Annotated in this window: 14 protein-coding genes; 5 read left to right on the forward strand and 9 right to left on the reverse strand. The window is 72.3% G+C overall.

Going from position 1 to position 14653, the window contains the following annotated elements; genetic code table 11:
• Positions 1-6: 6 nt before the first annotated feature.
• The 5 genes from JW613_RS20350 to JW613_RS20370 form a co-directional block, all read right to left on the reverse strand.
• Positions 7-471 (reverse strand): ASCH domain-containing protein, encoded by a 465-nt coding sequence (locus JW613_RS20350; RefSeq protein WP_209212394.1) that lies wholly within the window; start codon positions 469-471, stop codon positions 7-9.
• A 96-nt stretch (positions 472-567) separates the two neighbouring features.
• Positions 568-2241 (reverse strand): FAD-dependent oxidoreductase, encoded by a 1674-nt coding sequence (locus JW613_RS20355; protein WP_209212261.1) that lies wholly within the window; start codon positions 2239-2241, stop codon positions 568-570.
• Between the two features lie 89 nt (positions 2242-2330).
• Positions 2331-3245, reverse strand: coding sequence for an AurF N-oxygenase family protein (locus JW613_RS20360; protein ID WP_209212262.1), 915 nt, complete (start codon positions 3243-3245; stop codon positions 2331-2333).
• Positions 3246-3410: 165 nt separating this feature from the next.
• Positions 3411-4136, reverse strand: a complete 726-nt coding sequence (locus tag JW613_RS20365) for a DUF1990 family protein (RefSeq protein ID WP_209212263.1) — start codon at positions 4134-4136, stop codon at positions 3411-3413.
• Complete coding sequence (locus JW613_RS20370; RefSeq protein WP_209212264.1) at positions 4126-4428, reverse strand: hypothetical protein; 303 nt, start codon at positions 4426-4428, stop codon at positions 4126-4128. Before JW613_RS20370 ends, JW613_RS20365 begins: the two co-directional genes overlap by 11 nt.
• A 43-nt stretch (positions 4429-4471) precedes the next feature.
• On the opposite strand from JW613_RS20370, the gene JW613_RS20375 reads away from it, so the two are divergent.
• A complete protein-coding gene (locus JW613_RS20375) occupies positions 4472-5272 on the forward strand; it encodes a DUF1990 family protein (RefSeq protein ID WP_245226005.1) in 801 nt (266 codons plus the stop codon).
• Positions 5273-5347: 75 nt separating this feature from the next.
• On the opposite strand, the gene JW613_RS20380 is transcribed toward JW613_RS20375, so the two are convergent.
• Positions 5348-6061 (reverse strand): GntR family transcriptional regulator, encoded by a 714-nt coding sequence (locus JW613_RS20380; RefSeq protein ID WP_209212265.1) that lies wholly within the window; start codon positions 6059-6061, stop codon positions 5348-5350.
• Between the two features lie 157 nt (positions 6062-6218).
• Between JW613_RS20380 and manD the strand changes: the two genes are divergently transcribed.
• Genes manD through JW613_RS20400 form a run of 4 tightly spaced genes read left to right on the forward strand, consistent with a single transcriptional unit; the run spans position 6219 to position 11545 of the window.
• Positions 6219-7427, forward strand: coding sequence for a D-mannonate dehydratase ManD (gene manD / locus JW613_RS20385; RefSeq protein WP_209212266.1), 1209 nt, complete (start codon positions 6219-6221; stop codon positions 7425-7427).
• Complete coding sequence (locus JW613_RS20390) at positions 7424-8944, forward strand: mannitol dehydrogenase family protein (protein ID WP_209212267.1); 1521 nt, start codon at positions 7424-7426, stop codon at positions 8942-8944. Before manD ends, JW613_RS20390 begins: the two co-directional genes overlap by 4 nt.
• Before the next feature lie 58 nt (positions 8945-9002).
• Positions 9003-10469 (forward strand): MFS transporter, encoded by a 1467-nt coding sequence (locus JW613_RS20395; protein WP_209212268.1) that lies wholly within the window; start codon positions 9003-9005, stop codon positions 10467-10469.
• Positions 10466-11545 (forward strand): L-idonate 5-dehydrogenase, encoded by a 1080-nt coding sequence (locus JW613_RS20400; RefSeq protein WP_245226006.1) that lies wholly within the window; start codon positions 10466-10468, stop codon positions 11543-11545. The genes JW613_RS20395 and JW613_RS20400 overlap by 4 nt, the downstream gene beginning before the upstream one ends.
• A gap of 38 nt (positions 11546-11583) precedes the next feature.
• On the opposite strand, the gene JW613_RS20405 is transcribed toward JW613_RS20400, so the two are convergent.
• The 3 genes from JW613_RS20405 to amaB form a co-directional block, all read right to left on the reverse strand.
• Entirely contained in the window at positions 11584-12360 is a 777-nt protein-coding gene (locus JW613_RS20405; RefSeq protein WP_209212269.1) for an SDR family NAD(P)-dependent oxidoreductase, read from the reverse strand.
• Positions 12361-12529: 169 nt separating this feature from the next.
• Complete coding sequence (locus JW613_RS20410) at positions 12530-13030, reverse strand: GNAT family N-acetyltransferase (RefSeq protein ID WP_209212270.1); 501 nt, start codon at positions 13028-13030, stop codon at positions 12530-12532.
• A gap of 86 nt (positions 13031-13116) precedes the next feature.
• Entirely contained in the window at positions 13117-14652 is a 1536-nt protein-coding gene (gene amaB / locus JW613_RS20415) for an L-piperidine-6-carboxylate dehydrogenase (RefSeq protein ID WP_372447968.1), read from the reverse strand.
• Position 14653: the final 1 nt, after the last annotated feature.

A 14653-nucleotide genomic window follows, 5' to 3' on the forward strand; every position in this document is an offset into this window, starting at 1 on the left:
CCGCTGTCATCCCGATGTGCTCTTTCGACGTTCTCCGTCCGAGGTGGCGAGCCTGAGGTCCCGCTCCAGCCGGAACCGCTCCAGTACCACCGGCGTGCTCTCGTCCACGGTGAACGACGGGTCGTTCAGCTCACGGCGCATCTCCTTCCCGTGCCAGAACCTCTCGTGGGCTGCGCGCCACTCCGCGAGGGTGCCGTGGCCCTCGCCCTCGGCGAGGGCGTGTGCGGTGTCGACGTCGCCGAGGCCCACGACACGTACCGCCGTCACCTCGATGAGGGCGACAGGCCGCTCGTCGGAGTCGACCACGACGGCGCGGCGGCCCACCTCGGGCAGCGGTTCGTCCGCAGCCTCGTACGCCCGCAGAAGCCCTGTCGTGGCCGTCTTCCGGCCGGCGAGAATCGCCGCTACCAGCCGGTCGCGGAGCGGGCCGGGGAAGGCGAACTCCTCCCGGGGGAGGGCGGAGAGATCCATCTCTGCGGTCACGGTTCGCCAGCCTACGGCTCAGTCGGTGCCCCGTGGGCTCCGCTGCGGAACTCGGCGGCCCTGAAGGCGGCCGTCCTGATGCGGTCAGCGGGAAAGGGGCAGGCGGGTCTTCGAGGCGGCCACGAGTTCGGGGACGGTGGCCAGCTTGCTGCGCGGTCTGCCGGTCCGGCTGCCGCGGGCCTGCTCGGCGCGGTCGATGGCGGCCAGCCCGCGTGCGTCGACGACATGGCGGCTGCGGCGGCGCGCCAGGCGCCGGAACGCCTTTCCCGAGTGGGCGGGTGCCGGAAGAAGACCGTCGGCCGCGTCACCGAGCAGGGTGGTGACGGTCTCGGCGGCGCAGGCGCGGTTGGTACCTATGCCCCCGGTGGGGCCGCGTTTGATCCATCCCACGACATAGCTGCCGGTCCGGCCGGTCACCCGGCCCTTGTCGTGCGGGACCGTGCCGCTGTCCTCGTCGAACGGCAGCCCGGGCAGCGGCGCGCCGCGGTAGCCGATGGCTCGCAGCAGCATCCCTGTGCGGATGCCGGTCCCACCGGCGCTTCCGGTGACGCGAACGCCGACCACGCCCGGACTCGTCCGGTCCGTGCCGCCGTCGTGCTGCACCGCCAGCGGCGCGGAGTGGAAGCGGAAGATCAGCCGGCGGCCGCCCGTCGGCACCGGCCCGGACAAGTCCACCTGCTCGCGCGGGAGTTCCCGCAGCAGGGCGGCCTTGTCCCGTGGACCTGCTGCGTCGATCGCCGGGCCGGTACGCGGGTCGTGGTCGTCGACGACCAACTCGATACCGGGCAGTTGGGTGAGGGCGAGGAGTTCGGGCCGGGTGCAGGCGGCGTCCTCGGGGCCTCGGCGCGCCAGCAGCACGACTTCCCGCACGGCGCTTGCCCGCAGCGCGTCGAGCGCGTGGTCGGCGATGTCCGTGCCGGCCAGCTCCTCCGGGTCGGTGAGCAGGATGCGTGCCACGTCCAGGGCGACATTGCCGGTTCCGACGACGACGACGCGCTCGGTGGACAGGTCGACCGCGTCGGCGGGGACGTCGGGGTGGGCGTTGTACCAGGCGACGAAGGTGGTGGCGGGCAGGGAGCCGGTCGCCTCCTCGCCGGGGATGCCCAGCCGCCGGTCGCCGGGGGCGCCCACCGCGTAGACGACGGCGTCGTGGTGGGCGGACAGCTCGTCCGCGGTGATGTCCTTGCCCACGTCCACGCCCAGCAGCATCCGCACCCGCGGATGGTCGTGGAACCGGGCGAAGGCGTCCCCGATCCGCTTGGTCGCCGGGTGGTCGGGCGCCACGCCGTACCGCACCAGCCCACCGGCCACCGGGAGCCGGTCCAGGAGCGTGACCTCGGCGGCGGTGTGCAGCAGCAGATCCTCCGCGGCGTACATGCCGGCCGGACCGGTACCGACGATCGCGACCCGGGGCGCGGTGAAGTCGGCGGGCAGGGTACGGGGAAAGGCCGGCTCGTCCCAGGAGTGGAAGATGGGGCTGTCGGCCGCCGGTTGCGGTGTCGGGGCGTCCGCGTAGTAGGCGGCGTTGATCTCGGCGTACGCCTGCTGCGGACCGGTGAGGCTCTCGACGGGGAAGACCGCGTCCACCGGGCAGGCGTCCGCGCAGGCGCCGCAGTCGATGCAGGTGGCGGGGTCGATGTAGAGCATCTCGGTGCTGCCGAAGCCCGGCTCGCCGGGGGCGGGGTGGATGCAGTTGACCGGACAGACGGACACGCAGGTGGCGTCGTTGCAGCAGTTCTGACTGATGGCGTACGTCATGGGACCAGTTCTGTGGGCGGCGTGCAGTGGTGGGCGGGCGGTGTCGGGGCGCGCGGTGGCGGTGCCCGGGCGGGCTGCGGCGGGCCGGGTCAGATCAGATGGGCGCGCTTGTAGAAGACCAGCGCCGGCCTGGTCAGCAGCCGGGCCGAGGCCAGGAACTCCATCAGCCCCGCGCAGCTGGAGCGCAGCATGGACTTGTGGTGCTCGTTCGCCTGCGCCTCGGCGAGCGCGCGCTTCTCGTCCAGCCCGGCGTGGGCGTACACCTTCTTGTTCACCATGCTGGTGACGATGACGTAGGAGGCGACGGCGATCACGAAGGCGTTGATCTGACGGCGCAGCCACCCTGCTTTCGCCAGCCGCTTGCGGGTCTCGTCGCGGGCGAACTTCATGTGCCGCGACTCCTCGACGACATGGATGTTGTTGATGGTGCGGACGAACGGCACGACCCGCTGGTCCCGCATCCAGTCCCGCTGCATGACATCGAGGACTTCCTCGGCGACGAGGATCGCGGCGTAGGCGGCCTCCCCGAACGCGAGGGTCTTGAAGGCCCGGCCGAGCTCACGGGCGACGCGGCGCGGCTGATAGGCGGGCGCCCGGAGCTTTTTGGCTCCACGGGCGAACATGATCGAGTGCCGGCACTCGTCGGCGATCTCGGTCAGCGCCCACTGCACCGTCTCGTCGGACGGGTCCTTGGCGTAGATGTCCCGCAGGATCATCTGCTGCAGGATCATCTCGAACCAGATGCCGGTACCGGCGACCGACGCGGCCTCCTGCCGGGTGAGCTCCTTGCGCTGCGCGTCGGTCAGCTCCGCCCAGTAGGCGGTGCCGAACAGGGTGCTCCACTCCGGGCTGGTGCCGTGGAAGTCCTCATCCAACGGCGTGTCCCAGTCGACTTCGGTCTGCGGGTCGTACGACAGCGTCGCCGAGGAGTCCAACAGCCGTCGGGCGACGCCGTCTTCCTCGGCGAGGTGCGGAATGTCCGGCCGGGTGGTGCTGCTTGCCATGCTGCGACTCCTCGGTTCGGATAGCGGGCCGTTCCCGACTGGCCACGGGCGTGATGCGGCGTCCCGAGACGCCGCACGCCTCTTGTTAGACGGACTGTATAACAAGCGAAATGCCGTGCCTACCCCTCAGTAAGAAGCTCCGGCCGTCACCCGGCGGCGTCCCCGTCAGGTGCCGGGGGACAGGTGCGGCCGGGGGGTGGGCGCGAGGGCGATGTTGTCGTATCCGGGAAGGATCTCGGCCGTCAGCGGTGGCGCGCCGTGGAGTTCCGCGTGCAGCAGCCGCCGCAGCCGCCGGGCGCTGGCGCGGTAGAAGCGAAGCTGCGTCCCGCGTCCGAACACCGCGAAGCCGGCCCGGACGACGGGGTTCGCCATCGGCGCGCGCCGTGAGTAGCCGGAGATGCGGAACTCCACGGCTCCTGTCCGCAGGTGTTTGACGACCTTGTAGGTGAGTTCACCCTGCTCCAGGTGGCCCTGGAGGGTCCGGTAGGCCCACCCCCACACCCGCGACGCGGCCTCGCCGCTGCCGTGCGTCTCGTCGATCACGGACGTCACCCGTACGCCCATGTCGAACCGGAGCCCGGCGAACCGGCCTTCCAGGAGCATGTCGCGGCCGAGCAGTGCGGAGTCGGTGCGGTACAGGGCGCGCAGGATCGCCGGTTCCGCGAACTGGTAGTCGCGCACCAGGCGGCAGGCGATCTCCCAGGGGCCGCCCCGCACGGGGTCACCGGCCGGTTCGTGGGCCAACAGCCGGCAGAGCGAGTCGACGTGCCAGCCCGAGTCCCAGGTGGGCACCCGGTTCCCGGTCAGCGGGCCGTAGTTGACCTTGCGGTCGGACAGCGTGTGCAGTGCGGCGACAGCCGACGCGCGGTACAGCCGTCGTTCACGCAGCATGCCCGCTGCCCCGTCGGGGGCGGCCGTCCGGCTGTGTGAGGAGCCCCTGCTCCAGCTCCGCCATGGACTGGCTCATGTTCCACAGCGTGGGTGCCCACAGGCCGACGAACAGGGCGCGGCGCTCGGCGTTGCCGCGCTCGTCCTGGTCGAAGCTGGCGGCGCGCATCCAAAAGACGATGCAGAGCCCGACGGATCCCATCGACAGCAGTTGCAGATGCGCGCTGCGCAGCCCGGTCCGGTACATCAGCTTTTCGAAGAGCACGCCGACCTCCTGAGCTGGGAGTGCGGGCATCACCAGTACGCACCTATGCCCCATTCATGGTGTCATAGGTGTTATGTCCCTACAGGGTCGGATGCGGCTGGGAGCCGGCGGCCCCGTCCGGAACGGCTCGGACGGGCCTCCGGCCAGGCTGCCGGGCAAGCCGTCACCGCGACGGCGGATCGGCACGCTCCTGCGCTTCCCGGTGGGTGTCCTGCTGGTCTCCTGGGAGTACATGTGGCGGGTGACCGCGCTGCACCGCAGCGAGGTGGAGGGGGACGCCGACGATCTGCCGCCGCCGCTGCCGAGCGCATTCGTCGACGAGCTCACCAAGCGCCTCGTCGACGGCGTGGGCCCGATGTTCCACCGCCGCTTCAGCGTCCGCATCCACGGTGCCCGGCTGGGGCCCGAGGCGCTGATCGGCGCCATGGCCGCGGACCTGAACCGGCCCGCCCCCTCGACCGTGGCGGTCTTCCACAAGACGCGGGGCGAGGAGGGGCCCGCGCGCCCCGGCGACGAGTATCGGGTGCAGATGCCGGGCCCCTGGGACGGGCCCGTCCGGGTGCTCCACCGCGACCCGGTCACCATCCGGCTGGGCACGCTGCGCGGACACCTGGAGGCGGGACAGATCCAGTTCGCGGCCCGCGAGGCCGGGGACGAGCTGCGGTTCGAGGTCGAAGCGTGGTCCCGCGCCGGTGACTGGTGGGCCGACCTGCTCTACAGCCGGCTGCGGGTGGCCAAGGAGATCCAGTTCAACATGTGGGTGCACGTCGCCCTCGGTGCCGCCGCCATCGCCGGGGGACGCCTGCGCGGAGGCGTCACCATCGAGACGCGCAGCATCCCGCCGGCCTTCTGCGAGGCGGCACGGCACTGCTGAGGTCTGCTCGGCGCGCTGCGGCCCGCCGCGGCGCGAGCGGCCTGCGGTGCCGGTGCTCCCCGCCCGGCGGGCCGCTCACTCCCAGACGGCGACGCTGCGCCGGACCGGGACGGCTCCCGGGTCGCTGGCGAACAGCTGGGGGGAGTGGGCGCGGATGCGTTCGATGTCGCTGAAGACCGCGCGCAGATGGGTGCGCATGGCCGTGCGGGCGCCGTCCGTGTCGCCGCTGAGGACCGCCTCGAAGATCTGAGTGTGCTGGTCGGCGAACGCGGCCGAGGAGGCGTGCTCGTGGAGCCCGAGCCGACGGGCGCGGTCCAGGTGCCCCTTGGCGGCGGCGACGGTCGTCCAGGCGTTGGCGTGGCCGCTCAACCGCAGCAGGCCCTGGTGGAACGCCTCGTCCAGGGTGAAGAACTCCTCCAGATCCAGCTCGGGGCCGCGCTGGTGCTCCAGGTTGTCCCGCAGTTCGGCGACGACGCCGGGGTCGAGTTCCGCGGGCAGGTCCTCCAGCGCGGCCAGTTCGACCGCCTCGCGCAGGAACTGGGCGTCCGCGACCTGGGCCGGGTCGACCCGGGAGACGAAGGAGCCGATCTTGGGGAAGATCTGCACCAGCCCGTCCTGGGCCAGCATGATCAAGCTCTCCCGGACCGGGGTGCGGCTCACCCCGAGGGAGGCCGCCAACTCGTTCTCGGAGAGGGCGGCGCCCGGGGGGAGCTCCAGGGTCAGGACCATCCGGCGCAGCCGGTTGTAGAGGGCGCGCCGGCTGGTCGTCCGCCGGTTCGAGTCAGCCATGCGGCCCATCGTATCGGGAGGGTGCGCCCGTCGGGCCCGGACAGAAGCACAGGTGAGCGGGGTGCACCTCTTGTCCATCTGGCCGACAAGTGCTTGTATACAAGTCCTGCCCGACCATTGGCCGCTTCACCCGGCCGTTTGAAGGAGAAGGGACGCCGTGAGCAAGATCGAGCACGCCGAGGTGTTCGTCGCTTCCCCGGGACGCACGTTCGTGACCCTGCGCATCACCACCACCGACGGGGTCACCGGCCTCGGCGACGCCACCCTCAACGGACGGGAGCTGGCCGTCGCCGCGTATCTGCGCGACCATGTCGCCCCCCTGCTGATCGGCAAGGACCCGGCCCGTATCGAGGACATCTGGCAGTACCTGTACAAGGGCGCCTACTGGCGGCGCGGACCGGTCACCATGACCGCCGTCTCCGCCGTCGACACGGCCCTGTGGGACATCAAGGGCAAGACCGCGGGGCTCCCCGTCTACCAGCTGCTCGGTGGCCGCTCCCGCGACGGCGTCCTCGTCTACTCGCACGCCAGCGGCACCGACGTCCCCGCCCTCCTCGACGATGTCGAACGCTTCCTCGAACTCGGCTACAAGGCGGTCCGGGCCCAGGCCGCCGTCCCCGACGTCGGCGGCACCTACGGGGTGCGCAAGGGCAGGCTCTACGAGCCGGCCGCCACCGCGCTGCCCCAGGAGCAGCCCTGGGACACCGAGGCGTATCTGCGCTTCGCCCCCACCTATCTGGAGGCGGTACGCGAACGCTTCGGCCTCGGCTTCCACCTCCTGCACGACGTCCACCACCGGCTCACCCCGATGGAAGCCGCCCGCTTCGGCAAGCGCGTCGAGGACGTCGGGCTGATGTGGATGGAGGACCCGACACCGGCCGAGAACCAGGAAGCCTTCCGCCTCATCCGGCAGCACACCACAACGCCGGTCGCGGTCGGGGAGGTGCTCACTTCGATCTGGGACGTCCAGCAGCTGATCACCGAGCAGCTCATCGACTACGTACGCACCACCGTCGTGCACGCCGGAGGCATCACCCATCTGCGCCGGATCTTCGACCTCGCCGCCCTCTACCAGGTACGCACCGGGTCGCACGGGGCCACCGACCTGTCCCCGGTCAGTCTCAGCGCCAACGTCCACCTCGACCTGGCCGTGCCCAACTTCGGCATCCAGGAGTACATGGGCCACCCCGAGGAGGCGGCCGAGGTCTTCCCGGGCGGCGTCACCTTCTCCGACGGCATGCTGCACCCCTCCGAGGAACCGGGCCTGGGAGTGGAGTACGACGAGACCGCCGCGGCCCGCTTCCCGTACGAACAGCGCTATCTACCGGTGGCCCGCCGCCTCGACGGATCGGTCCACGACTGGTGACCGCCTCCGACCGCACCGACCGGGCGGCGCCGCCCCGTCTCGGCCGGGCGACCCTGCACCGGCTTCCGCACGAGTGCCGTCCCGCCATCGACCCGGACGCGCTGCGCACCCGCGTCGTCCACTTCGGGCTCGGTGCCTTCCACCGGGCGCACCAGGCCGTATGGACCGAGCAGGCGGCCGCCCGCTCAGGGGAGCCCTGGGGGATCACCGCGGTCGCGCCCCGCTCGCCCGCGGCGGCCGGGGCACTGCGCGAACAGGACCTCCTGTACTCGTTCACCGAGCGCCGCCCGGACGGCGCCGCCACCCGGGTCGTCGCCGCGCTGACCGGCGCACTGGTGATGACCGAGGACGCCGCGCGGGTCGACGCGCTGCTCGCCGATCCCGAGGTCACGGTCGTCACCCTCACCGTCACCGAGAAGGGCTATCACCGCCTGGCCGGACGGGACCCCCGCGAGGGGCCCGTCCTGGACCGGGCGGCACCGGCAATCGCCGCGGACCTGGAACGCACCGCGGCCGGAGCCGGAGCCGGGATCGGGGCCGGGAGCTCTGCGGAGCGGCTGTCCACCGTGGTCGGGCGGCTGGCCGCCGGGCTGGCCGCCAGGATGCGGTCCGGTGCGGCGCCCCTGACCGTCGTCTCCTGCGACAACATGGCGGACAACGGCGCCGTACTGGGCGCCGCCGTACGGGACTTCATCGCCGCGAGCGGCTGGCCCGACCGGCGGACCGTACTCGACAGGATGGCCACCGCCGTCGCCTTCCCCGGCACGGTCGTCGACCGGATCGTCCCCGCCACCACCGACACCGACCTGGCACGCGCGGCCAAGGCGCTCGGACAGCGGGACACGGCCGCCGTGACCGGTGAGCCGTACCGCAGCTGGGTACTGGAGGACTCCTTCGCCGCACCCCGGCCCCCCTGGGAGCTGGACGGCGCGCTGTTCGTCCCCGACACCACCCCCTACCAGCTCACCAAACTCCGGCTGCTCAACGGCTGCCACTCCGCACTCGCCTACCTCGGGTCCGCGGCCGGCCGGACCACCGTCGCCGAAGCGCTGGACACCGACTGGGGCGCCCCGCTGGTGCGCGGCCTGTGCGCCGAACTGGCCCCCACCCTGCCGCCGGGCGGGCCCGATCCGGTGGCCTACGCCGCCGAACTCGTGACCCGCTTCCGCAACCCGGCCATGGACCACCAACTGCGGCAGATCGCCACCGACGGTTCGCTCAAGCTCCCCGAACGCTGGCTGCCCGCGCTGCGCACACTGCGTGCGGCCGGCACCCCCACCCCCCTCCTCGAAGTCGCCCTCGCGGGCTGGGTGTACGCCACCCACCCGGACCGGCAGGCCGCCGACCCCGCGGCCGAAACCCTCGCCGACTGCTGGCGCGGCCACCCGGAGCCCACCGGCACCGTCCGCGCCCTGCTCACCGCGCTCGGCGCCGCCGACCTCGCCGACGACACCGCGCTCACCGGCGCCGTCGCGGCCCGGCTGCCCGCGCTGCGGGTCGGCCGGATCGAGGTCTGACCCGAACGCCGGACATACGTCCCCCTCCCCACTTGCCTCGACGAACGACGGAGTTCCGATGACGCACAGCGCCGCAACCGAGCCGGCGGGCACCGGTCGTGTGCAGCGAACGACCCGCGATCTGACCAGAGCCGCCGTCTCCGGATGGCTGGGCACAGCGATGGAGTTCATGGACTTCCAGCTCTACTCGCTGGCCGCGGCGATCGTCTTCAACAAGATCTTCTTCCCGGGCGCCGGCCCGGCGTTCGGCCTCCTGGCCGCCATGGCCACCTACGGCGTCGGCTACGTGGCCCGCCTGGTCGGCGCCGTCTACTTCGGCCGGATGGGCGACCGGGTCGGCCGCAAGAAGGTCCTGGTCCTCACCATCCTCATGATGGGCGCCTCCACGACGCTGATCGGCGCGCTGCCCACCTACGCCGAGATCGGACTGCTGGCTCCCTCCCTGCTGGTGGCCCTGCGCCTGGTCCAGGGGTTCGGCGCCGGTGCCGAGATCGCCGGTGCCACCGTCATGCTCGCCGAGTACGCCCCGGTCCGCCGCCGTGGTCTGGTCGCCTCGCTGGCGTCGCTGGGCACCAACACCGGCACTCTGGCGGCGTCCGGGCTGTGGGCCGTGCTGCTGGCCGTGCTGTCCGAGGACCAACTGCTCTCCTGGGGCTGGCGGCTGCCGTTCCTGCTGAGCTTCCTCCCGCTGCTGTTCGCCCTGTGGCTGCGCCGCAACCTCAAGGAGAGCCCGGTCTTCGAGGAGCGCCCCGACGTCGTCGACGGAGTGGCCCTCGACAGCGGCGGATCGCGCTCCGCAGCCGCCGAGCAGCCCACGAGCCGCGATGAGCAGCCCGCCGGCAGGGACGAGAGCCCGCAGCCCGCGTACGCCGGACAGCCCGCCGGTGGCGCGGCGGCCACGCTGGAGGCGGGGCTGCGGCAGCGCAAGGGCCGGGCCTTCTTCCTGACGCTCGGCCTGCGCTTCGGCCAGGCCGGCAACTCCGGTCTGATACAGACCTTCCTGGTGGGCTATATCGCCGGGACCCTGGCCGTCGACCGCTCCGTGCCCACCGACGCCATCCTCTACGGCTCGCTGCTCGGCTTCGTCACCGTGCCGCTGATCGGCATGGCCGGAGACCGCTGGGGCCGCCGGCCCGTCTACGTCGCGCTGTCCGGCCTGACCATCGTGCTGGCGTTCCCGCTCATGCTGATGATCGCCCATGGGAACACCGTCGCGCTGACACTCGGCATGATCCTCGCGCTGAACATCGGCGTCCTGGGCCTGTTCTCGCTGGAGAGCGTCACCATGGCCGAACTCTTCGGCTCCCGCACCCGCTTCACCCAGCTGGCGGTGGCCAAGGAGATAGGCGGCGTCCTGGCGACCGCGATCGGCCCGGTGCTCGCCGCCGCGCTGACCGCGGCGACCGGGAGCTGGTGGCCGATCGCCGTCATGCTCGTCGTCTACTCCCTCATCACCCTGCTGTCCGCCCTGCTCGCCCCCGAGACCCGCGGTCGCGACCTGGTCCGCGCGGAGGACGCCGTATGAAAGCCGTCGTGGTCCACGGACCCGGTGACGTACGGGTCGACGAGCGGCCCGTGCCCGCTCCCGGCCCCGGCGAAGTACTGCTCGCACTGGAGTGGGGCGGCATCTGCGGCTCCGACATCGCCTACTGGAGACACGGGGCCTCCGGCACCGCCACGCTCGTCCATCCCCTGGTACTCGGGCACGAGGTAGCCGGCCGGATCGCCGCCGTCGGACCCGGGGTCACCGGCGGTGCCCGGATCACCGAGGGGACTCCCGTCACCGTGCACCCCGCCCAGCCGGTCGGCGACACCAGTCTCCCCGAGCGGCTGGCGGGCCGCACCAACCTGCTGCCCCACGTGCGGTACTTCGGCTCCGCCGCCTTCGACCCGCACACCGACGGCGGCTTCAGCGAATACCGCACCGTGCCCGCCGCACAGCTGCGACCGCTGCCCGAGGGCGTCTCCACCGAACACGGCGCCCTCGCTGAACCGCTGGCCGTCGCCGTGCACGCCGTCCGCCGGGCTCCCGCGCTGCGGGACCGCGCCGTGCTGGTCAACGGGGCGGGGCCGATCGGCTCCCTGCTGGTCGCCGCGCTACGGCACGCCGGAGCCGCCCATGTGACCGCCGCCGATGTGGCCCAGGGCGCGCTGGAGGTCGCCCGTGCGATGGGCGCCCACGACACCCGCGATCTGTCCGAGGGCCAGGAGCTCCCCGAGGACGTGGAGGTCGTCTTCGAGGCGTCCGGCGCGCCCGGGGCGCTCGGAGCGGTGCTGCGGGCAACCGCGCGGGGCGGACATCTGATCCAGGTCGGCAATCTGCCCGGCACTCCGGCGCCCGCCGTGCTCGGCGATCTGGTGACCCGTGAGATCACCTGGAGCGGTTCCTACCGCTTCGTGGAGGAGATCGACGACGCCCTGGCGGCCATGCGGGACGGTCTCGACGTCACCCCGGTCATCAGCCACCGCTTCGATCTGGCGGAGGGCGCCCGGGCCCTGGCCGTCGCGGCCGACCCCGCGGCGGGCTGCGGAAAGGTGATGCTGCGGCTCGGAGGACCGGATCGGCTGCAAGGACCGGACGGGCTCGGGGCGCCGCGCTGAGCGGGATCGCGTGACCCGGGCCGGTTCCGCCCCGGGTGTCACGGCTCCCGGTGCACCTTCGTGTTGGACGCCTGGGCGCGCGGGCGGACCACCAGCAGGTCGACGTTGACGTGGCTGGGGCGTGTGACGGACCAGACGATCGTGTCGGCGACGTCGTCGGCGGTCAGCGGCTCGGCCACGCCCGCGTACACCTTCGCTGCCTTCTCCTCGTCCCCGCGGAAGCGGGTCAGCGCGAACTCGTCGGTCCTGACCATGCCGGGCGCGATCTCGATCACCCGTACCGGATCGCCGACGATCTCCAGCCGCAGCGTCTCCGCGAGCACATGCTGCCCGTGCTTGGCCGCGACATAACCGGCCCCGCCCTCGTACGTCGCGTGCCCGGCGGTGGAGGAGAGCACCACGACCGTGCCGTCGCCGCTCGCGGTCAGTGCGGGCAGCAGCGCCTGGGTGGCGTGCAGCGTGCCCAGGACGTTCGTCTCGTACATCGCCCGCCAGTCGTCCGGGTCGCCGGAGGCCACAGGGTCGGCCCCCAGCGCGCCGCCCGCGTTGTTCACCAGGACGTGCAGCGTGCTGAACCGCCCGGCGAACTCGTCGACCGCCGCCCGGTCCGTCACATCCAGGGCGTACGCCTCCGCCTGGTGACCCGCGTCGTCGAGCTCCGCCGCCAGCGCCTCGATGCGGTCCGCGCGGCGTGCTGTGAGCACCACCCGGTAGCCGGACGCCGCCAGCCGGCGCGCGGTGGCGGCGCCGATACCGCTGCTCGCGCCGGTGACAACAGCGGTACGGGACGAAGTGGCGTGCGGGGTGGCGCTCATGAACGCTCCTGACGTCCTGGAGGTGCGGTGGGCTGCCGCCAGGGTATGCGCGCAGGTCGCTGCGGTGGGCAGCCGCCCCGGCGCTGCCGTACCGACCGGCCCGAGGGGCTGCTCGGCGGCGCCGATCCGGCACCGCCGAGCCCGCGGACAGGGGCAGCGGTCGGGGCGGTCAGGAACCGAGCGTCCTGCGGAAGCACACCCGGTCCTGCCCGGGGCCGTCGTAGTCGCTGTGCACGGGCAGACCGTCGACCTCGCGGTCCCCGCTTTCCACGGTGAAGCCCAGTGCGCGGTGGAAAGCGATGGACCCGGTGTTCGCGGGCGAGGTGATGGCCCGCACCTGAGTCCTGCCTGCCTCGGCGGCGCGGTGGAAGAACGCCGTGTAGAGCGTGCGGGCCATGCCCTGACCCCGCAGCTGCGGATCCACACCCACGAAGTGGATGTAGGCCTCCTCGTCGTTGTCGGCGGCATGGAAGCCGACGAGGAAGCCCCGGATACCCGTGTCGTCCTCCAGCACCAGGCTGGTGCGGGAGAAGAACTGCAAGAACAGCTTGGGGAGCAGCAGCGACAGTTCGCGGGCCTGCTGCGGGGTGCGTGAGTCTCCCCACCACCGCTGTACGCAATCGACGATCGTGCCGTGGTCGCCGACCTGGGCCTGGCGCAGTGCGGGCAACTCTTCCCCCTCGGTGCCGTCCGCTTCCCCGGTGCCGTCCGCCGCTCAGCCTGCCATCTCGAGGCGCGGCTGCTGCGCACGGGTGCTCACAGGAAGCTGACATTCTGGGCGAGGGAGAGTTCGCTGGAGTAGTTGATGGTGTTGGTGGCCGAGCGCATATAGGCCTTCCAGGCGTCGGAGCCCGACTCCCGTCCGCCGCCGGTCTCCTTCTCTCCGCCGAAGGCGCCGCCGATCTCCGCGCCTGAGGTGCCGATGTTGACATTGGCGATGCCGCAGTCGGAGCCCGCCGCGGAGAGGAAGATCTCGGCCTCCTGCTGGTCGCGGGTGAAGATGCTGGACGACAGGCCCTGGGGGACGTCGTTGTGCAGCTCGATCGCCTCCTCCAGGGTGTCGTAGGTGAGGACGTAGAGGATCGGTGCGAAGGTCTCCTCCCGTACGACATCGGTCTGTTCGTCGACGCGGACGAGGACCGGTTCGGCGTAGGCCGCACGGGGCGCTGCCTGGGACAGCCGCCGGTTGCCGCCCGCGAGGACCTTGCCGCCCTGCGCCTGGACGCGGGCGAGGGCGCTGTTCATCGCGTCCAGCGACGCGGTGGAGATGAGCGGCCCCACCAGGGTGTTCTCGTCGAACGGGTCACCGATGGGAAGCCTGCGGTAGGCGGCGACCAGACGTTCGACGAGTGTTTCGGCGATGTCGCGGTGGACGATGAGGCGGCGCAGCGTCGTGCAGCGCTGGCCGGCGGTGCCCGCCGCGGCGAACACGATGCCCTGGACGGCGAGATCGAGATCGGCGGACGGGGCGACGATCGCCGCGTTGTTGCCGCCGAGCTCCAGCAGACTGCGGCCGAAGCGGGCCGCGACCCGGGGGCCGACCTCGCGGCCCATCCGCGTCGAGCCGGTGGCGCTGACGAGGGCGACGCGCGGATCGTCGACCAGCCGCTCGCCGACGGCCCGGTCGCCGAGCAGCAGCCGGTGCACATCGCGGGGAGCGCCGACCTCGTCGGCCGCACGGCACAGCAGATGGTCGCAGGCCAGCGAGATCAGCGGGGTGAGTTCGGAGGGCTTCCACACGACGGTGTCACCGCAGGCGAGGGCGACGGCGGTGTTCCACGACCACACGGCGGCGGGGAAGTTGAAGGCGGAGACGACACCGACCACGCCGAGCGGGTGCCAGGTCTCGGCCAAGCGGTGGCCGGGCCGCTCGGAGGCGATGGTGCGGCCGTACAGCTGCCGGGACAGGCCGACGGCGAAGTCGCAGATGTCGATCATCTCCTGGACCTCGCCGAGGGCTTCGGACCGGATCTTGCCCGCCTCGATGGTGACGAGGTCGGCGAGGTCGCTCTTGTGCTCGCGCAGCAGCTCGCCCAGTCGGCGCACCAGTTCACCGCGGCGCGGGGCGGGCGTGGAGCGCCAGGTGAGGAACGCGGCGTGGGCATCGGCCACGGCGGCTTCGGCGTCGCCCGCGGTGGCGGCCTGCAGCCCGAAGAGATTCTCCCCGGTGAGGGGGGTGCGCGCGTGGAAGTCACCGCCTTCCGGAACGGTGACGCCGAGGTTGCCGAGGCCGGCGAGCGCGCGGGCCCGCAGTTCGTGCGTGGTGGGCAGGGCGGGGCTGTCGCTGGTCATG

Source organism: Streptomyces smyrnaeus (genome assembly GCF_017676345.1).
In the GTDB taxonomy this organism is placed as follows: Bacteria; Actinomycetota; Actinomycetes; order Streptomycetales; family Streptomycetaceae; genus Streptomyces; species Streptomyces smyrnaeus.

Coding starts and splice junctions, on each gene's coding strand:
- JW613_RS20375 (WP_245226005.1), top strand. CDS start 4,472: ATGTCCCTACAGGGTCGGATGCGGCTGGGAGCCGGCGGCCCCGTCCGG.
- JW613_RS20405 (WP_209212269.1), bottom strand. CDS start 12,360: ATGAGCGCCACCCCGCACGCCACTTCGTCCCGTACCGCTGTTGTCACC.
- JW613_RS20400 (WP_245226006.1), top strand. CDS start 10,466: ATGAAAGCCGTCGTGGTCCACGGACCCGGTGACGTACGGGTCGACGAG.
- JW613_RS20360 (WP_209212262.1), bottom strand. CDS start 3,245: ATGGCAAGCAGCACCACCCGGCCGGACATTCCGCACCTCGCCGAGGAA.
- JW613_RS20370 (WP_209212264.1), bottom strand. CDS start 4,428: ATGCCCGCACTCCCAGCTCAGGAGGTCGGCGTGCTCTTCGAAAAGCTG.
- JW613_RS20395 (WP_209212268.1), top strand. CDS start 9,003: ATGACGCACAGCGCCGCAACCGAGCCGGCGGGCACCGGTCGTGTGCAG.
- amaB (WP_372447968.1), bottom strand. CDS start 14,652: ATGACCAGCGACAGCCCCGCCCTGCCCACCACGCACGAACTGCGGGCC.
- JW613_RS20350 (WP_209212394.1), bottom strand. CDS start 471: ATGGATCTCTCCGCCCTCCCCCGGGAGGAGTTCGCCTTCCCCGGCCCG.
- JW613_RS20380 (WP_209212265.1), bottom strand. CDS start 6,061: ATGGCTGACTCGAACCGGCGGACGACCAGCCGGCGCGCCCTCTACAAC.
- JW613_RS20355 (WP_209212261.1), bottom strand. CDS start 2,241: ATGACGTACGCCATCAGTCAGAACTGCTGCAACGACGCCACCTGCGTG.
- JW613_RS20365 (WP_209212263.1), bottom strand. CDS start 4,136: ATGCTGCGTGAACGACGGCTGTACCGCGCGTCGGCTGTCGCCGCACTG.